The sequence below is a fragment of the Paenibacillus sp. FW101-FHT12H11 genome, assembly GCF_058790355.1.
In genome coordinates this window covers 65362-87852 of sequence record NZ_JBYTCO010000002.1, presented here as the reverse complement: position 1 = coordinate 87852, position 22491 = coordinate 65362, and the positions used below count along the sequence as shown (strand labels likewise).

Genomic DNA, 22491 nt, shown 5'->3' with positions numbered 1-22491 from the left:
GAGTTATCTCATGAATCCCATTTCTAGTCCAGGAGAGTTTACGGAGTTAGATCGGTTCACATTTGAATCTTGGGGCTATCTCTTGATTCCAAATGTCCTCTCGCAAGAAGAAGTTAATGAATGTCTGGAGGCTTCCATTCGCTTACACCAATCAGCCGGCACCACCGGCTGGGCACAAGTGGGCAGAGGATATGAAACGGAGATATCCTTAGAGCGACTGATCGATCATCCGGCTATCCTGCCCAAAGTCAGAGCGCTTTATGGTGATCGGTTTATTATGCAGTCCGGCTGGTGTACGAAACAACCGGCTTTTGGTGGGGTAGGCGGATGGCATCAAGACGGATCGGGTGCTTACGACTTTCGTAAGCTTGGTTATCCGATTCCCCTGCTTCAGCTGCGCGCTTCCTTTTTACTGACGGATCAGACGATCCCGCGAACCGGAAATATGGAGCTTATCCCGGGAAGCCATCGAAGCCAGGTTCAGCTGCCGGATTCGATTCGAGCGAACAGGGAAGACGTGCCAATTGGCCATGTTATCTGTGCGCCGGCAGGGTCAGTCTTATTTTTTCACAATGCAGTTTGGCACCGCACATATGCGCATGACGGTGATTATGACCGTTACACGATGCATTATATTTATAGCCCGCCGTGGGTACGTTGCTCCGATCGCTTCGCCAACAATCCAGAGTTTCTAGCGCGCACAACACCGACACGGCGTTACCTCATGGGAGAATTCGAAAGACCGGACGCGCCTTTTGGCGCCGGCTATCCCGTGCAATTTACGAATGAATGATTGCGCTGTAGCCGATTACACTTAGTATGCCCGAAACTCGCTAGTTAATAAAAAACAAAAGCCCAGGGATGCTTTCCCTTGGGCTTGTTTCTTGTCTACGGTTACTTTTGATATGAAATGTAAGAGGCAGGTTCCTCATAAAATATAAATCCATAAAGTTTTTTGTTCGGCAAATCATTCGTTTTGGTCTTGACGATCGGTTCTATCACGTTAGTACCTTCAATTAAACCCAATCCAACAATAGCTCCTGCAAAGAAAAGACATGTGATTGCGACGACAATATGATTCTTTTTCATGAGAGCTCTCCCTGGTACATTCTACATCGGCTGCAGGATTTGCTTGATGGTGGTTGTTTTATTGTAAACCATAATGGACGTAAAAGTTGTAGAAACGTGGCGCTGATTAAGACAAGCTACCTCGTTTATTTTCAGTTTAAAAAGCAGTCGTATACTTTGGTCAGTTGATAAACAAAATCTAACGACGAGGGGACGATTCGTATGAACACAACAAAACAACCGCAACGTATTGCTATCGTAGGTGCAGGTCCTGGAGGACTGACGTTGGCCCGGATTTTACAGCAGCATGGGATCAAAACGACCGTTTATGAACGGGAAGCATCACCGTCAAGCCGCAAACAAGGCGGTTCGTTAGATATCCATTCCGATTCTGGCCAGAGAGCACTCAGAGAAGCTGGCTTAATCGAACAATTTGAGGCGCTCGCCCGATATGAAGGGGAAGATTTCAAGCTTCTCGATAAATTCGGTAAGCTGTATATGGATGAAGTGGCGGAGGGCGGTGAAGGGGATAGACCTGAAATCGATCGCGGGACGCTGCGGGATCTGTTGTTAGACGCTATCGCCCCGGGCACTATTCAGTGGGGACACGAATTAGTTCAGGCCATTCCTATGGAAAATGGGATGCACGAACTGCACTTCCAGAATGGGCATGTGGATACCGTTCACCTTGTCGTAGCTGCAGACGGCGCATTCTCCCGTATTCGTCCGCTGCTTACAGAATCAGTTCCTGCCTACAGCGGACTAAGTATGGTTGAACTATATGTCGACAATGCCGCTGTCGCACATCCGGAACTGGCTGCTTTTAATCGACGCGGCAAAATGTTTGCCCTTGCGGATCATAAAGGCATATTGGGCCAGTTGAATGGAGATGGCCGAATCTGTGTATATGCGGCATTTGAAGCTGAACGCGAATGGCTGGATACATGCGGTATCCCGTTTGATCAGCCTGAAGAAGCGAAAAAGCAGCTGCTTGAGTATTTTAGCGATTGGGATACTTCACTAACCAATTATATCCGCTCAGCTGATGGGCCAATTGTGCCTAGACGTATCTATAGCCTGCCGGTTGGACTCCAATGGACGCATAAACCAGGTGTCACCCTGATTGGAGATGCCGCGCATCTGATGTCCCCTTTTGCTGGTGAAGGCGTGAATTTAGCGATGTTAGATGCCGCTGAGCTGGCGTTGTCCATCGTTCAGCACGATGACTTGAACACGGCTGTTCAAGCTTACGAAGAGAAGATGTATGCTTACTCGTCTATTTCAGCAGAGATATCCGATGCTAATCTCAAGCTTTGCTTTTCCGATGATGCTGCGCGCAAGCTAGCGGACCTGATGAACCAATACCATGACAGGGAGAATGGGCAAATGCGCTGAATTCGGATAGAATAAGAAAGACGCATTTTAAATAGAAGAGGGATACCAATGAAACGAATTACGATTTTGGTCGCGGATGACGAAGCGGAAATTGCCGATCTGATTGCGCTGCATTTAGAAAGAGAAGGTTACCAAATCATTAAAGCGGAGGATGGCAAAGAAGCTGTCCAGGCGATTCAAACGCATTCGATTGATTTGGCTATTCTGGATATCATGATGCCGAAGTTGGATGGGCATGAGGTAACGCGGCAAATTCGTGAAAAGCATCAAATGCCGATTATTTTTCTTAGCGCCAAATCATCTGACTTGGATAAGATAACGGGATTGGTAATTGGAGCCGACGATTACATGACCAAGCCTTTCAATCCAATGGAACTGGTCGCTCGAGTGAACGCTCATTTGCGACGGTCCATGCAGTTAAGTCAACCCAAAGTCGATCACAACCTGCTGGAAGCAGGCGGACTGACGATTGATCCTGACAAACGGACAGTGAATCTATATGGTGAAATGATTGAATTAACACCGAAAGAATTTGATATCCTCTACCTTTTGGCGGCTCATTCCAAAAAAGTGTTCAGTGTGGAAAATATTTTTCAACACGTATGGGGCGAAGCCTTTTATGAAAGTGGCAACACCGTCATGGTGCACATCCGTACCCTGCGCAAAAAACTGGGTGAAGATGAGAACAATAAAAACAAATGGATCAAAACCGTTTGGGGTGTGGGATATACATTCAATGGCTAAAATGATACGAAGTTTCCGCTTCCAAATGATCGTTCTATTAGGAATGAGCATGCTTTTGTCGGGTGCTTTCACCTTCATCCTTTATAAGGTCCTTCAACTTTACTACAGCGGTGTTCGGGCTGAAGATCCTTTGGCGAAATTACGCCATTTTATCTCGGATATTGGGGATTTTAATTTCTTTCTCATCTTTTTCATACCTCTGGCGATTGTTTGTTTCTTTTTCCTTACCAAACCTTACGCGACCTATTTTCACGAGATTTCTACAGGGATTCATCGCCTCGCTAACGGGGATTTCCAAAGTCGAGTTCATATTTCATCGAACGATGAGTTCAGAGAAATTGCAGAAGATATCAATATGGCAAGTGAGAAGCTGCAAAAAGCCGTGGAGCGGGGCGATTTCGCGGAAAGCAGCAAAGATCAGCTGGTTTTGAATTTAGCTCATGATTTGCGGACACCACTAACCTCGGTCTTAGGTTATTTAGATTTTCTGCTTCAGGACAATCAATTGACGGCGGAACAAATCAGGCATTATACGACGATTGCTTTTACGAAGTCCAAACGGCTGGAGAAGCTTATTGACGAACTGTTTGAACTCACTAGAATGAATTACGGCATGCTTTCCATTGAGAAAAAGCAAATCGATCTGAGTGATCTTCTCATTCAGCTTAATGAGGAATTGTATCCTGTTTTCGAGAAAAGTCACCTGTTGGTTAGACTACATATTGAACCGCATTTGCAAATTCGGGGTGATGGCGAGCTGCTGGCACGTGTTTTTGAAAATTTATTAACGAATGCGAATCGGTACGGAAAAGACGGCCAGTTTGTGGATATCAACTGCCATCTTGATGAAGGCGAAGCTGTCGTTCAAGTTGTTAATTATGGCGATAGTATTCCTCCGGAAGAGCTGCCGCATATTTTTGACATGTTTTACACCGGTGACCGGGCTCGCACGCATCAAGGAGGAAGTACCGGACTCGGGCTTTTCATTGCCAAAAATATCGTGGAGCAGCATCAAGGAACGATATCTGCCCAAAGCAGCTTGGTTCGCACGCTCTTTGAGGTGCGTTTACCTCTTTAATGAAAGAAATTTAAGAAAAACTTTAATTTTAACCCACTTCTTTCTTAAAAAGTTTGCCCTATTCTTATGTCTAGTAAGAAGAAGGAGGAAACAAAGAATGAAGAAGTGGGTTTTTTGGCTTGTCATACTGGCACTGCTTGGTTATGAAGCCATTCACCAGAATACGGAGCGTGTAAATGAAGCACAAGGGGGAGCAGAAGTTGACATGCATGAGTCGATTCCCCAAAAGGGCGAACAAACGATTAAGATTATGAAAGATCAAATATACCAAGGGAATTTAGTCTTAATCAATAAGGATTACCCGATCCACCAAGTGGGAATTCTCACGGATGTGGTTAATCTTTTTCAACATAAAGAATTGGTCAATGGCTATGGTTTGCTAGATAACACAATTCGCTTGTCACAGAGCATCGTGAAAAATTTTACCACCATGATCCAAGCTGCTGATAAAGAGGGAATTCATCATTTTATCATTAACAGCGGCTACCGGGATAACAAAGAACAAAGTAAGCTCTATAAAGATATGGGTCCGGATTATGCTTTGCCGGCTGGAAATAGCGAGCATAACTTAGGTATAGCTCTTGATATTGGTTCGACGCAATCGGAAATGAGTCAAGCTCCTGAAGGGAATTGGCTGAAGAAGAATGCGGCGACCTACGGGTTTATTTTACGTTATCCCAAAGATAAAACGGCGATAACCGGCATCCAGTATGAACCTTGGCATTTCCGATATGTTGGAGTGCCCCATAGCCTGATTATGCAGCAAAAGAATTTAACGCTGGAACAGTATTTAGAATTTTTGAAGGAGCAAAACACGATAACAACAACGATTCAAGGTGTAAAATATGAAATTTCGTATCATCCGATTTCGAAGAATACAACCATCCAAGTGCCAAGCAAGCTTAAATATGAGCTGTCAGGCAACAACATGGATGGCGTGATTGTCACTGTGTTTCTATAAATAGCATCAAAACTCAGGAAAGGTGAGGATGTAAATGAAACAGATGAAATTCATGTATGACACTGTGATGTCCGGGCTATTTGCGCTTTATATCTACATGGTGTTTAAAGTGATCTTATTTAAGTTCGCTGCGGTTGACATTCCTTTCCTCTGGCATCAACTTCAGAGAAATCTTGCGAATCCGATCTATATCCGGCATCGCTTGCAAACGGCTAACTTCCGTCCATTCGAGTCCATCTCACACAATATTCAAAGTTTATCCAGCCATGACGTGATCAATTTGTACGGAAATATTTTGATATTTGTTCCTTATGGCATTTTTCTGATGCTTCTGTTCAAAAAATCAAAGATGTCAGTGATCGGGGTCATTTTTCGATCCTTTGCCTTAAGTTTGAGCTTGGAATGCTCACAAGTTTTATTTGCTATCGGCAGCTTCGATGTGGATGATCTCCTTCTAAATACGTTCGGCGGATTGTTGGGCTTCTTCGTATTCAAATTATTGTCAGCTGCTAGCGGCTTGATCCGGATCGGTTCCTTTCGTTTCTTTGCCGAAGAACAGAAGAACCAACGCTCCGAATACGATAGCAATGAAGAAAATGGTAAATATCGAGGTAATGCTGTGATGTCGAGACACCAATAACCCAACAAGATAAGGGCCTATGATCCCTCCAACACGCCCAAAGGATGCGGCAAATCCAACGCCTGTCGAGCGGATACGAGTAGGGTATAGCTCGGGGGTATATGCATACATAGCTCCCCAAGCGCCAAGATTGAAAAAGGATAAGCTAATCCCAGCAGCGATCAGCATAGCTTCTGTACCGGCCGTACTGAACCAAATCGCGCTAAAAGCTGTTAACAGCAAGTAAGTGACGAGAACAAACTTACGGCCGAATTTTTCAATAAAATAAGCCGCTGTGAAATAACCGGGAAGCTGCGCTAGCGTCATGATCAGCACATATTGAAAACTTTTTACAAGACTAAATCCCTTTAGCACCATGACGGATGGAAGCCACAGGAATATGCCGTAATAGGAGAAAACGACGACAAACCAGAGAATCCAGAGCGTAATCGTTGATTTCCGGAAATTTGTTGACCAGACGGAGGAGGCACGTTCTTTGAGCGTTAAACGGCGACTTCGTTGCTCATTAAAGCGCGGCGAATCTTGAATCGCTCTTCTTAGGTATAAGGCATATAAGGCCGGCAGCGCACCAATGAGAAATGCCGCTCTCCAACCATATGTAGGAATAACAAAATAGGAAATCAAAGCCGCGATAATCCATCCGCATGCCCAAAAGCTTTCGAGCAGGACGACAGCCCGTCCTCTTTCTGTAGCGGAAAACGATTCAGAAACAAGTGTAGAAGCTACGGGCAGCTCCCCGCCAAGACCGAATCCAGTGATAAAGCGCAAGATGCATAACATGATGAAACCTGTTGCTATAGCGGAAAGCCCGCTTGCGATAGAAAAAATCAGCAGTGTTACCAGAAGCACGGATCTACGGCCATAACGATCTGCACTTGCTCCGGCAACGGCTGCACCAACAGCCATTCCTATTGAATTGATGGCTGCCAACAAGCCGATTTGCTGTGCTCCTAATTTCCAATCAACAGCCAGAGCTGCGACGATAAAGGAAATAATCCCTACATCCATGGCATCGAATAACCAGCTTATTCCCGCGCTGAAAAGTAATTTCCGTTTTGCCGGGTCTTGCAGCAATGTTGATTTACTCATGTTCGTATGCTACTCCCATCCTCAAACTGTTACCTCTATCTTCCACCTATATTCTGTTTTCATACATGAGAAAGGCTAAAGGAACGATATGAATTGTTAGGGGTAATTCTACCTATTACTTTTCTACTCTACAAGTCTATCAATTTCTCATTTGTTGGGATATAATGGGACACGTTCCGTATTTTTGATGTCGCATGTATTTTACAGGAGGATGGTCAGGATGGTTTCATTTCGAAAAGGGGTAGCTTCCCTGTTGGCAGCGGTATGGATAGCGGCGATTTCGCTGCCAATCGGGGCACAGGCAAGCAGCGATACAGTCGCTTATCCGGATGTGCCGGCAGATTATTATGCAAGTCAAGAGATTGCTCAGCTTAAAGAGAAAGGTATCGTGGATGCGGAAGAAGACGGAGGTTTTCATCCGGACGATGCCGTTACACGCGGAGATGCCGCTAAATGGCTGAGCAAAGCGCTTAAACTCAAAAAGCCGACATCGTTGATTGGCTTTACGGACGTTGCAGTAGACAGCCCTTATGCTGAAGCAGTCAATGCATTGAAAGAACAAAACATCGTGCAAGGCAGCGATGGCATGTACCAACCGGATGCGCTCCTGACGCGCGAACAGATGGCAAGCTTGCTGGTGCGTGCTTTCCAATTGAAGGATAACGGCATCCAAGCATGGCTTAAGGATGAAGCAACGATCGGCAAAGCGCATCATGACGATGTTTTGAAGTTAAAGCAAAATTTTATTACTGAGCAAATAACGTTTATGCCTCAGGATCAGGTAACTCGCGCTCAGCTAGTCTTATTTTTATTCCGAACGATTTCTCAAAAAGAAGAAACAGGGCAAGGTCCTGTTTCACTGGATGACTTTTTGCAACTTCCGAATAAAGCCCAGATGCGGTTATCGCCTGATAGTAAATCGTTGGCTTATTTGCAACCATGGGAAAACCGCATGAACCTATATATCCAAAAGGTTGGAGAGTCGGAAAGTACGAGAATCACGAGCTCCAAAGACGAGAATATTGATGGCCTATATTGGATTACCGACAAAGTGTTGATTTACAAGATGGATGAAGGCGGAACGGAAAACACGCATATTCATGTTGTGAACGTTGACGGGTCAGGTGATAAAGATTTAACGCCATATACGAATGTCAAAGCTGATCTTCTGGATGTGCTTCCTTACGAGAGTGAAAGTGACATTGAGTTATTGCTAACCATGAATAAGCGAGATCCTAAAGTGATGGACGTTTATCGGGTTAAGCTCAGCTCAGGTGATACAAATTTAAAAGTGCAGAATCCTGGAAACGTCAAATTTTGGGTAACGGATAATTGGGGGAAGATTCGTGCCGCCGTAGCTGTAGACGGTGAAGCCACTAACCTTCTATATCGTGATAATGAAAACAAAGATTTTGAAAAAATCGATACGTTTGATCGCAAAGATACCTTTATTCCGGCTATGTTTACGTTCAATGACGCGCAAATCTACGCTGTTTCCAATGTAGGGCGCGATAAGCAGGCGCTCGTGAAATATGACCCGACTATCAAAAAAGAGACGGAAGTCATCTATGTCAATGATGAGGCTGATCTCACTAATTTTATTGTGTCATATAAGAACAAATCGATTGCGGCCGTATCCTATGAGACAGAAGATATGAAATTGCATGCCTTGAATCAAGAATTTGAATCGTTGTTCCACAATATCGAGGAAAAACTTCAAACTTCTCATTGGGGGCTGATCGGATCGCCAGACAGGGACATCTTGCTGCTATACACATATAGCGATACATCTTATGGCAGCTATTATCTGTACGATCGTAAAACAAATAAAATTGACAAAGTAGCAGATGTACAACCAAAGTTAGATACGAAAAAGATGGCGGAGATGCAGCCGATTTCTTTTAAAAGCAGAGACGGACTAACGATTCACGGGTACTTAACGCTTCCCAAAGGTGGAGCATCGACCCAATTGCCCGTTGTTGTCAATCCGCACGGTGGACCTTGGGCCCGCGATTCCTGGGGGTTCAATATGGAAGCCCAGCTGCTGGCGAGTCAAGGGTATGCCGTGTTGCAGCTGAATTTCCGTGGGTCATCAGGCTACGGGAAAGCGTTCATGAACGCGGGAGATAAGCAGTGGGGCAAAAATATGCAAAACGACATCACGGACGGTGTGAATTGGCTGATTAAAAGGGGAACTGCTGATCCTGAGCGCGTTGCCATCTATGGAGCATCCTATGGGGGATACGCGACATTGGCAGGGATGACGTTTACGCCCGATTTGTATGCAGCGGGTGTGGATTTTGTAGGGCCTTCCAATCTGATTACCTTCTTGAATACGATTCCGCCATACTGGTCCATGGACCGTTCGATGATGTATCAGCAGGTTGGCGACCCTGTCAAGGATAAGAAGCTGCTTGAAGCGGCATCGCCTGTCCTGCATGTCGACCAAATAAAAGCGCCGTTAATGATCGCACAAGGTGTCAATGATCCTAGAGTGAATAAAGCCGAATCGGATCAAATGGTCGCCGCGCTGCGTAAATTGGATGTAGATGTCCCTTACATGCTCAAGAAAAATGAGGGTCATGGGTATCAAAAACAGGAAAACGTACACGACTTTTATGAAGCACTTATTCATTTCTTAAATAAAAACGTGAAAAACAAGAAAAAATCCGCATAATCATATGTACATTTCTTAGTGCCAAGCACCTTGATTTTATGGGTGCTTGGCACTTTTTTTAAGGAATAACTTCAATGACTGATCTGTTTGTCTCAAGCTCGTATTCCTTTAAATTTTCCCCTTCACCAAGTGTGAACTTTGCAATTGCTGAAACCTCGTAGTAGCCGGAAGTGTTTAGCTTATCATTATAATCCTCTGTGGCTGATTCTTGTTTATTTAAAGCACTTATTTCACCGATATCCTTCATTGCAAAGGTGTTTACTTGCTTTCCATCACTATTTTTAATTGAAAAGTAAAAAATACGTGCTGCATGTCGAAGCATAATCTGATTATCACCTAAGTTCAGTAAACTAGCTTTAATCGTGAACACTTCATTCATCTTTACTTGTTTAGGTACATCAATACTTACAGAATAAGGTTCTATCTTTGCTGGAGAGATAGGAACATTCAGTTCCATTGTCTCCGTAGGTGGTAAGGATGGATTGCAAGCTATAAAGACTAAGAATGAAAATAATAATAGTAAAAATCCGAACTTCCTCCTCATACATATCACCTCCATAATTATAGAACGTATGGAAATTGGGAAATGTTTCAAAAGTTTCAAGATCAAGTTTAGGTGATTTTCAACTGTCCGATTTGCTGGAGAAGTAGGCGGGTGATATGATTAGTGAATGAGTTCAACTCGTTTATTTGTAATAGGAGGCTACCATGGACAGAATATCAATCCCTGATTTGTTTAAAAAACTAGAAACAGAAGAAGTCCTGTTGCTGGATGTCCGTAGCAAGGAAACCGCTTCTGAATATACACCAGAGCATAATAATCTTCATCGCATTCACATTGAAAAAGGTGAAATTAACAACTGGTCAGAAAATACTGCAGTTGAACTTCAAAAAATTGCCGATGGCAAGACGCTGTACGTCACTTGTTCAGGAGGCAACTCAGGGACGAATTGTGCCATTTTGCTGCGCGAGAAGGGATTTGACGCGGTCACCGTCGATGGCGGAATGCGTGCTTGGCAGGCTGAATTGGCAAAAGATGAGGACGAAAAGAAGCTCGGTTGGAATTTTGATAACAGTTATGCTCGCCTGCCTAAACTATTTTATAGTAGGCTCAACCCGACGCCTGTTCCTTCACCAGAAATCGTTGTTTTCAACGATAGGTTGGCTGCATCACTAGGTCTTGATATTCAAAAGCTTCAAGGTGCTGACGGAGCGGAGATTTTTGCAGGCAACCAAATCCCTGAAGGTGCTTCTCCACTTGCCCAAGCCTATGCCGGACATCAATTCGGGCATTTTAATATGCTGGGGGACGGTCGCACGAATCTGCTCGGTGAACATATTACGCCTCAAGTCGTCCGTGTCGATATTCAACTGAAGGGGGCAGGCCCTACGATTTACTCCCGCGGTGGAGATGGTCGTGCGGCGCTTGGTCCGATGCTGCGTGAATATATCATAAGTGAAGCCATGAGCGCACTTGGGATCCCCACAACCCGCAGTTTAGCGGTGGTTACGACGGGGGAAACCGTGTATCGTGAAACCGAGCAGCAAGGAGCAATTGTCACTCGTATAGCTGCTAGTCATATCCGTGTCGGTACTTTTCAATTTGCTGCAAAATTCGGCACTCCTGAGGATCTTCTTGCTATGGCTGACTACACGTTGCAGAGGCATTTTCCAGAAGTTGAAGCAGATGAGAACCGCTACCTGTCGCTGCTAAATGAAGTGATCAAACGGCAGGCGAATCTTATCGCCAAATGGCAGCTTGTTGGGTTTATTCATGGCGTGATGAACACAGATAACATGGCGCTTAGCGGTGAAACGATCGATTATGGTCCTTGCGCTTTTATGGATGTGTATGACCCAGCTACTGTGTTCAGTTCCATTGACTCTCAAGGGCGCTATGCTTATGGCAACCAGCCGCGCATTGCGGCTTGGAATCTTGCAAGATTTGCTGAAACTTTATTGCCTTTATTGAGTGAGAAAGAGGAAGAAGCGATAAAAATGGCTGAAAATGCGCTTGCTCATTTTTCAGAACGGTATCATCGGAATTGGCTGTCTGGAATGAGAGCGAAATTGGGGATTTTTAACGAAGAGGTTCAAGACGTTACGTTAATCGAAGAACTGCTCAATATGATGCACAAATACGGGGAAGATTTTACGAACACGTTCCGTGCGTTAACCTTAGATAAACCTGAGGAGACATTCCTGTTCGGGACCGCGGAATTCGCTCAGTGGTATGAGCAATGGCAGGCAAGATTAGGCAGGCAGCAGGAGACGAAAGACTTGTCACAGAAGTTAATGCGCACCAGCAATCCTGCCATTATTCCACGCAATCATCGGGTAGAAGAAGCATTAGAAGCAGCAGTGAAACATGGAGACTATAGTGTCATGGAGCGGCTTCTTCAGGTGCTCTCCAATCCCTTCGCGCATACAACCGAGCAATCGGAATATTCCGCACTGCCGGCTCAAACTGCTCGTCCTTACCGGACTTATTGCGGAACCTAGAATCGAATTGGATAACGTGAGGATAACAGCATGGATAATCAAATTACCATTCAAGCCTTGAAATACGGAAATGTGCCTCATTACCAATGGAACACAACGCTATTGGAAAAGACGGATTCTCATATTTTTGTCTTGGGCCAAAAGGGAAGACAGTTACATCATTATACGAAGCAAAAAGTGTTTACGATGGAGACGTGGACGATTGAATTTTTTTCATTTGATTCCTGGTTTACGGTAAGTGCTGACATTGTCGGCGGCAAGGTCCGCCAGTATTATTGCAATATTAACCAACCTGCCAAGTTGGAAGGGGATACAGTTTCCTTTGTAGATTTAGATCTGGATTATATTCAGTTAGGCGGCGAATGGATGGTTGTTGATGAAGACGAATTTGCGAGCAATGCCGTCAAGTTTGCTTATCCAACCGATTTGATTCAGCAAGCACGACTGGAATTAGAAGGGTTAAAGGAGCGGGTTCGCAATAACCTGTTCCCTTTTGACGGCTCACTTGCCAAGCATATAGCGCTTGTTCCGAGCGAATAGCGAAGAGGCTCTCCCGGAGGTCATGTCATGACCATGGGAGAGCCTCTTTTTGCATAATGTCAAGTTTAATGCACGCTGACTTCACTAATTTCAACTTGAGAAGACTGGAATTCTTTGCGCGTGCGTTTCTTCTGAATGAGCACAATAATGGCTATAAGAGACAGCGCCATAAAGACGACAGATCCTGTGATGGAAGCTGCGGAGGCGTGGGCGAGCACATACCGAGCTTGGTCTTGTTGTGCTGCTTCTGCAAGAGGGTGAGCAACGGCATCGCGGCTCGCTGAACCAAACACGGTAATCAAGATAGCAAGCCCCAAGGAAGCGCCAGTTTGATGAGCGACATTCACAAGACCGGAAGCTGCACCTGCGTCACTGCGTTCAACACCGGCGATTCCTGATGATGTAAGGGGGATAAAGACGACACCGGCGCCAATACCCAAAATTACTAACGGAATCGCGATATTTGGAAAATAGGAAGTATCTACGGTAATCCGGCTTAACCAGAACATCCCGATAAGAGCAAGGAATACGCCGCCGATCATCAATCTTGTGCCTCCAAAGCGTGATAGCAAACGAGGAACGGCATAAACCATACTAAACATTACGCCAGTCATTGGTAGAAAAGCGATCCCAGCAACGAGCGCATTAAAGTTCGTTACACCTTGCAGGAATTGCGTTAGAAAAAAGAACATGGCAGACATGCCGCCTACAAACAGAAGTCGCGCTAAGTAAGCGCCAGTGCGTTCACGGCTTGCGAACAAGCGGAGCGGCGTAATCGGCTGTTCGGCTTTCTTTTCGATACGGATAAAGAGGGCTAACAGTACGATCCCGATAAGGAAGGATGCGATCGTCCCAACATTGCTCCAGCCGTTAGAGGCTGCGCGGACAAAGCCGTATACAATGGAAGTCATTCCGACTGTTGAAGTGGCGGCGCCTGAGAAATCGAATCGGCCGTTTAACCGCGGCGTTTCTTTGAGATAACGTGGAGCTAAAAGAATAAGTGCGATACCAATAGGTACATTGATGAACATGCCTAAGCGCCAAGATATCAAATCTGTTAGAACGCCTCCGAGCACAAGCCCGACGCTTCCGCCGGCACCGGACACGGCGCTATAGAGGGAGATGGCGCGCGTCCGCTCTTTGCCTTCCGGAAAGCTAACCATAAGCAGCGCAAGGGTTGATGGTGCGGCAAAAGCAGCGGCTAAGCCTTGAATCGAACGAGCGATTAGCAAGCTCTCAGCGGAATTGGCGAAACCAGCGATTAACGATGCCAGCGTGAATACGGCGATGCCGGCCATGAAGACGCGTCTGCGTCCTAAGAGATCGCCCGCTCTTGCTCCGAGCAGCAGAAGTCCGCCGAAGGTTAACGAGTAAGCATTTTGCACCCAGGATAAATCTGTTGCAGACAGGTGCAAGTTGCGTCCAATCTCCGGCAGGGAAGTAATAACAATCGAGCCGTCCAAAATAATCATAAGTTGGCATGCAAGTATAATGGCCAGAACGATCGGTGACGTACTTGATCGTCCATTTAAAGCAGAAGCGGATGAAGACATGTGTGTGATCTCCCTTTCGTCTTTGGAGTGTTTGTTCCAACACATCATAAGGCCTGAGAAAGAAGAAGTCAACACATTTTTGGAGTGAACATTCCAAATGTATGAAAAGTTCATCAGAAATAGCGTCACTTCGCCGCATTTTCTTTGAAAAAACCATGAAATTACAGAATATACATTCCGAATACTTGACGTTCCCAGTTGTACATACTAAAGTTGAGGTTAACGAGGTGTGTAGAATGAGTAAACGAGAAGATATCTTGAATGCTACATTGGATTTAATAGATGAAGAAGGGCTGCAGGCCGTTACTTTCGCCAAAATTATGAAAAGAGCGAATGTAGGATCGGGTACAGTTTTTAACTATTTCAGCAATAAGGAAGAGCTTATCAATGAGCTGTATCGGGAATGTCGAATTCTTCTCGGTGATCACCTGATGATGGGGTACGATGTTGAGTTAAGCTTGTATGAGCGCTTTAAATGCCTTCATACGAACAGGATTCGTTTCGCGGTGGAATTCCCCAAGCACTTCCGTTTCATCGATGCCTATTCCTATTCGCCATGTATTAAACCTGAATTGCGCAAATTGGAAGATGACAGCGTTTCTCGCGAAGCGATCCTGGCTCTGATTAGAGAAGGGCAGAGAAATGGCGTCATACGGGAATTGGATGTGAATTTTTGCAATTCCATCACATATGGGATTGTTACGTCCATTGTCAAAGGCTACTACGTGAAAAAATTTGAGTTAACCGATAGCAAAATCCAACAGACGATAGAAGCTTCTTGGAAAGCTATTTTAGTTTGAATCGGATCGTATATTCCAAATAAACAAGGATAAGCAACCTTTCATCACCCGCGCATTGCGCGGTTTTCTTTTTTCGAGTTGATTTTGATGAAGAGGCGGTAGAGGCAATTGGGAGGTTCGAATCTTTGGGATGCAGAGTGGGAGGTTTCAGAGGATTTAGCTCAGAAATTAATCACAAGCCAGTTTCCCCAGCTAGCGCATTTAACGATACATAAACTTGGTTATGGTTGGGATAATACCGTATACCGCGTAGGTGATGATTTTGTTTTCCGCTTTCCAAGAAGGAAAGTGGCGATTGCTCCATTGCAAATGGAGGGCAAAATTTTACCGATGCTTGAGGCGTACATACCCATTCCCTATGCTAAACCGCTATATTTTGGCGAAGGCGACTTTGAATATCCGGCACCTTTTCTTGGATATGCTTATTTAACAGGCAATTTCCCTATTGGATTGACGGATGAGCAACGAACCTTATCAACACCAATTCTTGCCCAATTTTTAAAAAGGCTTCATTCATTTCCTATTCAACTTGCCATAGAGAGCGGAATTCAATTTGACCATAGGAATCTAACCGATATTGCATTACGAAAAGAGAAAATGCTAGGTTTCCTAGCTGATCTCAGAGCTCATATCAGTGATGAAGATTATCAGGCAATGGCCGAATATTTGCACCAACTGAACACAGAACCAGTAGAACCAAGACAAATCTTTTTGCATGGTGATTTGCATTTTAAAAATATGTTGGTAGATGAGCAAGGAGCCATTTCCGGTATCATAGACTGGGGGGATATGAATATCGGCCACCCTGCTTGTGACTTGAATGTTGTTTATAGCTTTTTACCTCCAAGTGCTCGTGCGAGTTTTTTTGCCGAGTATGGAGAAGTGGATGAAGAGACGAACCGCTTAGCTCGTTTAATCGCCGTGTACATACCCATGTTGATCTGGATGCAGGCCATTGAAGACCAAGAGGCTGCAGTTGCCGAAGAGGCAAAAACAATTATTGCGCGTGCGCTCGCTGATGCTTAGCGCGTTTCAAAGGAGACATAAGAACATGAGCCTTCAACTTACAACGGATATTTGTCGAATTTTTAAAATCAAATATCCCTTATTTTTGGCCGGAATGGCCGGGGGTCCAGGCACTGCGAATCTGGCGGCGGCCGTTTCCAATGCGGGTGGTCTCGGCACGATAGGTGCCGCTTATATGACACCGGACGCGATTCGAGTGGCTATCCGGGAGTTAAGGGAGTTGACGGATGCTCCCTTCGGAGTCAATCTGTTTGCTATTCATGTGCCTGACAACAACACGAGAACACAAGTTGTGCAACAGGAACTTAACAAGGTGCGCGGCCAGCTGGGGATAGCGGAAGCCACTGGGGAAAACGTCAGCACTCCTGATTATTTCGATGAGCAAATCGCTGTATTACTGGAAGAGAAGGTGCCTGTCATTAGCACGGCTTTCGGTGTTCTTTCGGAGTCTTATAGGCAGAAGGCAAAAGCAGCCGGCTTACGAATCGTGACGATGGTCACGACTGTGCAAGAAGCTATCTTGGCTGAACAGGCCGGTTGCGATGCGATTGTGGCACAAGGCAGCGAAGCAGGAGGGCATCGTGGAACCTTTGACATTTCGAGCCATCCGATGGGAGCCAATATTGGCACCATGGCCTTGGTACCGCAAATCGTGGATCAAGTTCGGATTCCTGTTATTGCCGCTGGAGGGATCATGGACGGACGTGGTCTCGTTGCTGCGCTTGCCCTTGGAGCCCAAGGCGTTCAGATGGGAACCAGGTTTCTGACCGCTTATGAATCAGGTGCGAATGTGGCGTACAAAGAAGCTCTTTTGAAAAGTACGGAGGAAAGCACCGTTATCACGAAGGCATTCTCAGGCCGCCCGGCGAGAGGCATTGTAAACTCGTTTATTCGGCAATGGGACGAGCGAGGCGTTGAACCGCTGCCGTTTCCAACCCAGAATACGATTACAAGAGATATTCGAAATGCTTCGGCTGAGCAGCGTAATGCGGAATATATGTCTTTATGGGCAGGGCAAGGGACAAGGATGCTGACGGACGGAGAGAAAGCCGGGAATCTGATCGAGGAGATCATGCAGCAGGCGAGTTCGATTCTCAAGTAAAAGAAAAGAGGCAATTGGCGGGGAAGCTGCCGATTGCTTCTTTTTGCTTTTAAATCGATGAACTTCCGAGCCGGTATTGTCCGGGCGTTGTGTTTTCAAATTTTTTAAACACTTTGAAAAAATGCCGCGGATTTTCATAGCCGACGAGTTCAGCAATGGTATTGATCGGCCAGTCAGGGTGATCTTGCATGAACTGCTTGGCTTTGGCGAGCCGAAACGTATGTAAGTAATGAAGGAAGGTGAGGTCCATCTCTTTGCGAAACAGCATGCTGATGTAATTCGGATGCATTTGCACATGGTCGGCAACCACATCGAGAGATAAATCCAACTTATAGTTTTGTTCGACAAAGGAAACGATTTTATCGATAGCCTGCGTGTGTGGCTGACTGTGCTCAGGACGCCGCTCAAAGGGGAGGAGCTGTCCTGTGGTTTTAGAATGAGTAGCGACATCAGGCATTGTGCCGACTCTTTGGTTGTGATCGCTAACAAGACTGAGAAACAATTCACGAAGTCTGATCTTGTGATCACAGTCAGGGAAATGAAGGTGCAGGGAATGCATCTCTTTTTCGATTTGCTCGAAAGCAATCAAATAATTGTTCGCTTGGACTGGAGCCAATTCATGGCCGATAGGTTCAGCATCTTTTCGATATACGCTGAAGCTGCAGTTGGCGAAGTGCCGGTTAAATAGCATGGCAGCCACCGCTTCCATGTACAGCTCCTGCAAGTGATCTATATCCATTATTCTGCCACTACCGCCAATGGCAAGTCCGCTGTATTGCGTGTTTTTGCTCTCTACCAAATCACCACAAGCTTGCTGCAGCTCTGCCTCTGATGGCACATGCATCCCGTTCAGGATCAGCACAGTTTGCCTTAAAAACCGGGATTGAAAAGTGTAAGCCCTAAACTGCATCTCGGATAGCACGTTACACATCTGTTTCATGCGTTCAATCGTTAACATCGGCGTATCTTCATTAGGTTGAAAAACGAGGATTGTCATAAACGGATCTGGTAGAAGCGTGTGCAGCTGCTCCGGCTTGAGCGGCATGTCCTCAAAGGGCATATCATGAAGGAGATGCTCCTTCAGCATCAGGAGGTCATGTTCTCTCATTTGACGTTGTTCGATTCGAATCGTCTGTTCAACTTTCTCGAGCACGCCTACGAGTTCAACCTTATTAATTGGTTTTAATAAATAGTCAACGACTTGGTAACGCAGCGCTTGTCTAGCATACGCAAAGTCGTCATAACCGGTAATAATAACAAAGCGGTTGCCATAATGCTGCGCTTGCACTTCTTTAATAAGCGCGAGTCCGTCCATTTCAGGCATATGAATATCCGTTAGGATCAAATCGGGTTGAAAGGTTGCCAGTTTGTGCAGCGCGTCAATCCCATCGCTTGCTCCGACAATTTCGGTAAAAGAAGTGTTCGCTTTCTCTATCATACGGATAATGCCATTCAATAGGATAGGTTCGTCATCGACAACCATAAGCTTCATTGTGCCGCCCCCTTGCCTAATTTGAGTAAACAAGTCGTTCCCTCGTTAAGTTTACTCGTGATCTGGGTACCTGAACCTTCGCCAAAAAACATTTTGATGCGTTCACTGACATTCACAATGCCGAGTCCGCCGCCGCCGCTCTGTAACTGAGAAGCATCTATTTTACCATTCAAAACACCTTGAACCCGCACGAGCTGATCCTCCCCAATACCCGCTCCCGTATCGCTAACAGAAATGAACATGAATGTGGCATCTTCCCAAATACGAATAGAGAGGGTAACTTGTTTTCTTACGGTTGCAATCCCATGGACGATACTATTTTCAATGATTGGCTGCAAAATATAGTGGGGACAAATAAAATGATCGATCGCTGCGTCAATCATGAAACTTACTTGCAGCCGGTCGCCGAGCCTGATTTGTTGAATTTTGATATAGTCTTTGACATTTTCAACTTCTTCTTTCAAGGTCGTTTCACTTTTTGATCCCGATAAACTGTAGCGGAACAACTTGCCTAACGTATAGGACATTTCGGCCGCTTCCGAATCATCGTTTGCTTCTGCGATCATGCGTATGGACTCAAGCGTATTGTAGAGGAAATGAGGTTTGATCTGCGCTTGCATCATCTGATACGCGGACTCTTTCCTCAGCATTTCAGAGCGGTGCACAGTATTGACCAGCTCGTCCATTCGCCGGATCATGGCATTGTAAGACAAGGTCAGATGCCCAACTTCATCTTTATTAATTTCTCCTACGTATAAGGGAAAGTGGTTTTCATCGACCCGCCGCATATGCTTGGAAAGCTTCAAAATCCGTTTCGTAATGGAACTTGCGATCAGATAATACATACCGGATAACGTCAATAGTAGGATCGTTACGATCATCACAAGGACATATTTGTTTTTCTTAATCCCGCTAAAGACATCATCTACTTGCTCCATCATAACAAAATGCAGCTTCAAACTGTCAGCATAAAAGGATTCAATCAACATCTTATCTCCGCCTACAGTTTGATAGTAGTACTTCATGTTGGTTTGGAAGGAATTGTCCAATAGGGCCTTTTCTGAAACTTTATTTAAAGGAATTTTCTCAATACGCGAGATGACTTGGCGATCCTGATCAAGCACATACAGATTGCTTTTGCTATTTAAATTTAACGATTCAAACAGCGGTTTAATCAGCTTGGAGGTAACTTTAATATCGAGTAGACCAATGTCCTGCTCAAAATTTCGATTCCCTATCTTGTGAACATAATGAAGGTCGATGTTTGGATCGGATCCATTGCTTGACGTTACCCATTTCCCAACACCTAGTTGGAGCTTTCGGATGCCTTCTCCTAATTTGAACTCGTCCATTCTGGCCATTTCCGGTCGAAAAATCATCCCATTTTGCTGTTCCATGTAGATTGTCATACCATCAATCATTCGATTGGACGACAGGATATAGGAAAATAAGGGTCGAATATAGGTCAAGAAGTTGGAAACTTGTTCAAAATCCGTTCGATAATTCCCGCTTAGATAAGCGATCGTATTGGAATTATTTTGGAATAGCTGATAGGCGGACTCGATCTGCACTGTGCTGATGCTTATATTATTTAACACTTGATTCACGATTTTTTGTCTGCCTTGTGCGTATTCTTCCAGGAAGCTGTTATAGTTCTGATTATACAGGAATAATCCGAAAGAGATGATCGGAATAAAGATGATCACGATATAGCCTATCGCCATTTTTTTAACAATAGACAAGTTCTGATAGTTGAAAGCAAACTTCTTTGAAATGCGACACACCACCTTATGAATGGACAGTTCATCTTAAAAATGATCCCTATAAATTTGTTCGACAGTCCATTATGATAGTCCTTGTAAGCGCTTAAACAAATGGATAATTTACATGCATTTTGGAGGGAGAGTTTCCATGAGTATTGCATTGAGAATGGTAAGGAAAAACTGGCAGCTCTATCTGATTATCCTGCCGTCACTTCTATATTTGCTTATTTTTAAATATGTACCGATGGCTGGCGTGCAAATTGCGTTTAAGAATTATGTCGTAACCAAAGGGATCTGGGGGAGCGATTGGATTGGTTTCAAACATTTCATTGAATTTTTCCGGCTGCCGATTTTCTGGCGAATTATTAAAAATACGGCTCTCCTAAGCCTGTATTCACTAATTGTAGGTTTTCCTGCGCCTATCATTCTTGCTTTAGCTTTAAACGAGTTGAAAAATGGCGTGTTTAAGCGAGCCGTACAGCTAGTCACCTTCGCGCCTTATTTCATTTCCACCGTTATCATGGTTTCGATCATTATGCTATTCCTTTCTCCACAACTTGGATTTGTCCATCTACTTGCCGATAAATTCGGTTTTCCAGCAGAAAATATTATGTCAAAGCCGGAGTATTTCAAAACCGTCTATGTGCTCTCCGACGTCTGGCAGTTTACCGGCTACGCTTCGGTCATCTATATTGCGGCTTTGGCCGGGGTAGATCCGCACTTATATGAGGCTGCGAAAGTGGACGGCGCATCTCGCTTTCAGCGGATGATCCATATCGATTTGCCAAGTCTTATGCCAACGGCTGTAATCTTGCTTATTTTGAATGCAGGGCAAATCATGAACGTAGGGTTTGAGAAAGTGTATCTGATGCAAAATGCCATCAACGTTGGGGCTTCCGAAGTTATTTCGACTTATGTATACAAAATGGGATTAGTCGGAGCGAACTTTAGTTTCTCCGCAGCGGTCGGACTATTTAATGCCGTCGTGAACTTGCTGCTGCTCATCGTTGTAAATTATGTGGCAAGGAAAAATTCCGAAACAAGTCTGTGGTAGGAGGCTGAGAAGATGATGAATCCCGAGCAAGCCTTATCGTTAAAATCACGAAAATCAACGACCCGCATCGTTGAAAGCAGTATAGATCGTGTTTATCTGTTCTTCGTCTATCTGTTTTTGATCATTTGTTTAGTCATCGTAGCGTATCCCTTAATTTATATCGTCAGCTCCTCATTCAGTTCATCATCTGCTGTAATTTCAGGCAAAGTGTGGCTTCTCCCTGTTGAGCCGACACTGCGAGGTTATCAAGCCGTCTTTCAGAATCCGCAAATTTTGAAAGGGTACGGCAACTCTTTGTTCTATCTGGTCGTAGGGACCCTAATTAGCGTATCGTTGACAATTACGGCTGCTTATCCGCTTTCTCGTAAAAACTTTTATGGACGCAATGTGATCACGGCTTTGTTTGTTTTCACGATGCTTTTCAGCGGAGGTTTAATTCCCTATTATTTGACGGTAAAAGGACTGGGGATGCTCGATACGAGATGGGCCATGATTATCCCAGGCGCGATATCCGTCTGGCAGGTTATTCTGGCGAGGACGTTTTTCCAAACATCGATTCCTTCCGAGCTAACGGAGGCCGCACATTTGGACGGATGCAGCGACTTCAAATTTTTAACGCGAATCGTCATCCCGTTATCTAAACCGATCATTGCCGTACTAGTTCTCATGTATGCAATTGGGTACTGGAATTCTTATTTCGAAGCTCTAATCTTCTTGAAGAGCGCTAACTTATATCCGCTGCAGCTAATTTTACGCAACATTCTAATCCTGAACTCCATTGATCCTACAATGATTAAAGACGTCAGGGAACTAGCGGAGAGACAGGGCTTGAAGGAGCTGCTTAAATATTCACTCATTGTCGTTGCGAGTGCGCCTGTTCTTATTCTTTATCCTTTTGTGCAAAAGCATTTTGTGAAGGGTCTACTGATTGGTTCTTTAAAAGGCTGATTCCTGGTAAGGGATGAAAGGCGGGATGCGAGGCAGCGGATAACTCCGGTTTGCCCCCA

19 protein-coding genes and 1 pseudogene are annotated in these 22491 nt (G+C 44.9%); 14 read left to right on the top strand and 6 right to left on the bottom strand.

The features are described from left to right. Positions 1-10 precede the first annotated feature (10 nt). Positions 11-793, top strand: a complete 783-nt coding sequence (locus AC3WTJ_RS05980) for a phytanoyl-CoA dioxygenase family protein (RefSeq protein ID WP_492521057.1) — start codon at positions 11-13, stop codon at positions 791-793. Between the two features lie 101 nt (positions 794-894). Here the strand turns inward: AC3WTJ_RS05980 and AC3WTJ_RS05975 are convergent, their stop codons facing one another. Continuing rightward, a complete protein-coding gene (locus tag AC3WTJ_RS05975; protein ID WP_492521056.1) occupies positions 895-1089 on the bottom strand; it encodes a hypothetical protein in 195 nt (64 codons plus the stop codon). Positions 1090-1290: 201 nt separating this feature from the next. On the opposite strand from AC3WTJ_RS05975, the gene AC3WTJ_RS05970 reads away from it, so the two are divergent. From AC3WTJ_RS05970 to AC3WTJ_RS05950, 5 genes and pseudogenes are all read left to right on the top strand, one after another. Beyond that, a complete protein-coding gene (locus AC3WTJ_RS05970) occupies positions 1291-2463 on the top strand; it encodes an FAD-dependent oxidoreductase (protein WP_492521055.1) in 1173 nt (390 codons plus the stop codon). A 48-nt stretch (positions 2464-2511) separates the two neighbouring features. Next, positions 2512-3207: a response regulator transcription factor gene (locus AC3WTJ_RS05965; RefSeq protein WP_492521054.1), complete on the top strand. Its 696-nt coding sequence runs from the start codon at positions 2512-2514 to the stop codon at positions 3205-3207. Continuing rightward, positions 3200-4285, top strand: a complete 1086-nt coding sequence (locus AC3WTJ_RS05960; RefSeq protein WP_492521053.1) for a sensor histidine kinase — start codon at positions 3200-3202, stop codon at positions 4283-4285. Before AC3WTJ_RS05965 ends, AC3WTJ_RS05960 begins: the two co-directional genes overlap by 8 nt. A gap of 97 nt (positions 4286-4382) precedes the next feature. Further along, positions 4383-5246: a M15 family metallopeptidase gene (locus AC3WTJ_RS05955; protein WP_492521052.1), complete on the top strand. Its 864-nt coding sequence runs from the start codon at positions 4383-4385 to the stop codon at positions 5244-5246. 34 nt (positions 5247-5280) lie between these two features. After that, positions 5281-5736 (top strand): annotated as a pseudogene (locus AC3WTJ_RS05950) (VanZ family protein); the annotation flags it as partial. A gap of 12 nt (positions 5737-5748) precedes the next feature. On the opposite strand, the gene AC3WTJ_RS05945 reads toward AC3WTJ_RS05950, so the two are convergent. Next, positions 5749-6975, bottom strand: coding sequence for an MFS transporter (locus tag AC3WTJ_RS05945; RefSeq protein WP_492521051.1), 1227 nt, complete (start codon positions 6973-6975; stop codon positions 5749-5751). A 220-nt stretch (positions 6976-7195) separates the two neighbouring features. Here AC3WTJ_RS05945 and AC3WTJ_RS05940 point away from each other — a divergent pair, with 220 nt between their 5' ends. Further along, positions 7196-9652, top strand: coding sequence for a S9 family peptidase (locus AC3WTJ_RS05940; protein ID WP_492521050.1), 2457 nt, complete (start codon positions 7196-7198; stop codon positions 9650-9652). A 58-nt stretch (positions 9653-9710) separates the two neighbouring features. Here the strand turns inward: AC3WTJ_RS05940 and AC3WTJ_RS05935 are convergent, their stop codons facing one another. Beyond that, entirely contained in the window at positions 9711-10196 is a 486-nt protein-coding gene (locus AC3WTJ_RS05935; protein WP_492521049.1) for a hypothetical protein, read from the bottom strand. A 164-nt stretch (positions 10197-10360) separates the two neighbouring features. Between AC3WTJ_RS05935 and AC3WTJ_RS05930 the strand changes: the two genes are divergently transcribed. Continuing rightward, a complete protein-coding gene (locus AC3WTJ_RS05930) occupies positions 10361-12154 on the top strand; it encodes a protein adenylyltransferase SelO family protein (protein ID WP_492521048.1) in 1794 nt (597 codons plus the stop codon). A 30-nt stretch (positions 12155-12184) separates the two neighbouring features. Continuing rightward, the gene (locus tag AC3WTJ_RS05925) at positions 12185-12694 is read left to right on the top strand and encodes a DUF402 domain-containing protein (RefSeq protein ID WP_492521047.1); all 510 of its coding nucleotides are present in this window, start codon (positions 12185-12187) and stop codon (positions 12692-12694) included. A gap of 65 nt (positions 12695-12759) precedes the next feature. Here AC3WTJ_RS05925 and AC3WTJ_RS05920 read toward each other — a convergent pair whose 3' ends face one another. Further along, positions 12760-14247 (bottom strand): MFS transporter, encoded by a 1488-nt coding sequence (locus AC3WTJ_RS05920; RefSeq protein ID WP_492521046.1) that lies wholly within the window; start codon positions 14245-14247, stop codon positions 12760-12762. Between the two features lie 236 nt (positions 14248-14483). Between AC3WTJ_RS05920 and AC3WTJ_RS05915 the strand changes: the two genes are divergently transcribed. The 3 genes from AC3WTJ_RS05915 (at position 14484) to AC3WTJ_RS05905 (ending at position 17175) form a co-directional block, all read left to right on the top strand. Next, entirely contained in the window at positions 14484-15047 is a 564-nt protein-coding gene (locus AC3WTJ_RS05915; RefSeq protein ID WP_492521045.1) for a TetR/AcrR family transcriptional regulator, read from the top strand. Between the two features lie 108 nt (positions 15048-15155). Then, complete coding sequence (locus AC3WTJ_RS05910; protein ID WP_492521044.1) at positions 15156-16073, top strand: phosphotransferase; 918 nt, start codon at positions 15156-15158, stop codon at positions 16071-16073. Between the two features lie 25 nt (positions 16074-16098). Further along, on the top strand, positions 16099-17175 hold the full coding sequence (locus AC3WTJ_RS05905) for an NAD(P)H-dependent flavin oxidoreductase (protein WP_492521043.1): 1077 nt from the start codon (positions 16099-16101) through the stop codon (positions 17173-17175). A gap of 49 nt (positions 17176-17224) precedes the next feature. Here the strand turns inward: AC3WTJ_RS05905 and AC3WTJ_RS05900 are convergent, their stop codons facing one another. Next, on the bottom strand, positions 17225-18667 hold the full coding sequence (locus AC3WTJ_RS05900; protein ID WP_492521042.1) for a response regulator: 1443 nt from the start codon (positions 18665-18667) through the stop codon (positions 17225-17227). Next, positions 18664-20373, bottom strand: coding sequence for a sensor histidine kinase (locus tag AC3WTJ_RS05895; protein ID WP_492521041.1), 1710 nt, complete (start codon positions 20371-20373; stop codon positions 18664-18666). Before AC3WTJ_RS05895 ends, AC3WTJ_RS05900 begins: the two co-directional genes overlap by 4 nt. 205 nt (positions 20374-20578) lie before the next feature. Between AC3WTJ_RS05895 and AC3WTJ_RS05890 the strand changes: the two genes are divergently transcribed. Continuing rightward, entirely contained in the window at positions 20579-21484 is a 906-nt protein-coding gene (locus tag AC3WTJ_RS05890; RefSeq protein ID WP_127454217.1) for an ABC transporter permease, read from the top strand. A gap of 12 nt (positions 21485-21496) precedes the next feature. Further along, positions 21497-22432, top strand: a complete 936-nt coding sequence (locus tag AC3WTJ_RS05885) for a carbohydrate ABC transporter permease (RefSeq protein ID WP_492521040.1) — start codon at positions 21497-21499, stop codon at positions 22430-22432. The last annotated feature ends 59 nt before the right edge of the window (positions 22433-22491 follow it).

Bases quoted from the DNA above. Each gene is read 5' to 3' on its own strand.
- AC3WTJ_RS05980 (WP_492521057.1), top strand. From the start codon at position 11: ATGAATCCCATTTCTAGTCCAGGAGAGTTTACGGAGTTAGATCGGTTC.
- AC3WTJ_RS05975 (WP_492521056.1), bottom strand. From the start codon at position 1,089: ATGAAAAAGAATCATATTGTCGTCGCAATCACATGTCTTTTCTTTGCA.
- AC3WTJ_RS05970 (WP_492521055.1), top strand. From the start codon at position 1,291: ATGAACACAACAAAACAACCGCAACGTATTGCTATCGTAGGTGCAGGT.
- AC3WTJ_RS05965 (WP_492521054.1), top strand. From the start codon at position 2,512: ATGAAACGAATTACGATTTTGGTCGCGGATGACGAAGCGGAAATTGCC.
- AC3WTJ_RS05960 (WP_492521053.1), top strand. From the start codon at position 3,200: ATGGCTAAAATGATACGAAGTTTCCGCTTCCAAATGATCGTTCTATTA.
- AC3WTJ_RS05955 (WP_492521052.1), top strand. From the start codon at position 4,383: ATGAAGAAGTGGGTTTTTTGGCTTGTCATACTGGCACTGCTTGGTTAT.
- AC3WTJ_RS05945 (WP_492521051.1), bottom strand. From the start codon at position 6,975: ATGAGTAAATCAACATTGCTGCAAGACCCGGCAAAACGGAAATTACTT.
- AC3WTJ_RS05940 (WP_492521050.1), top strand. From the start codon at position 7,196: ATGGTTTCATTTCGAAAAGGGGTAGCTTCCCTGTTGGCAGCGGTATGG.
- AC3WTJ_RS05935 (WP_492521049.1), bottom strand. From the start codon at position 10,196: ATGAGGAGGAAGTTCGGATTTTTACTATTATTATTTTCATTCTTAGTC.
- AC3WTJ_RS05930 (WP_492521048.1), top strand. From the start codon at position 10,361: ATGGACAGAATATCAATCCCTGATTTGTTTAAAAAACTAGAAACAGAA.
- AC3WTJ_RS05925 (WP_492521047.1), top strand. From the start codon at position 12,185: ATGGATAATCAAATTACCATTCAAGCCTTGAAATACGGAAATGTGCCT.
- AC3WTJ_RS05920 (WP_492521046.1), bottom strand. From the start codon at position 14,247: ATGTCTTCATCCGCTTCTGCTTTAAATGGACGATCAAGTACGTCACCG.
- AC3WTJ_RS05915 (WP_492521045.1), top strand. From the start codon at position 14,484: ATGAGTAAACGAGAAGATATCTTGAATGCTACATTGGATTTAATAGAT.
- AC3WTJ_RS05905 (WP_492521043.1), top strand. From the start codon at position 16,099: ATGAGCCTTCAACTTACAACGGATATTTGTCGAATTTTTAAAATCAAA.
- AC3WTJ_RS05900 (WP_492521042.1), bottom strand. From the start codon at position 18,667: ATGAAGCTTATGGTTGTCGATGACGAACCTATCCTATTGAATGGCATT.
- AC3WTJ_RS05890 (WP_127454217.1), top strand. From the start codon at position 20,579: ATGAGTATTGCATTGAGAATGGTAAGGAAAAACTGGCAGCTCTATCTG.
- AC3WTJ_RS05885 (WP_492521040.1), top strand. From the start codon at position 21,497: ATGATGAATCCCGAGCAAGCCTTATCGTTAAAATCACGAAAATCAACG.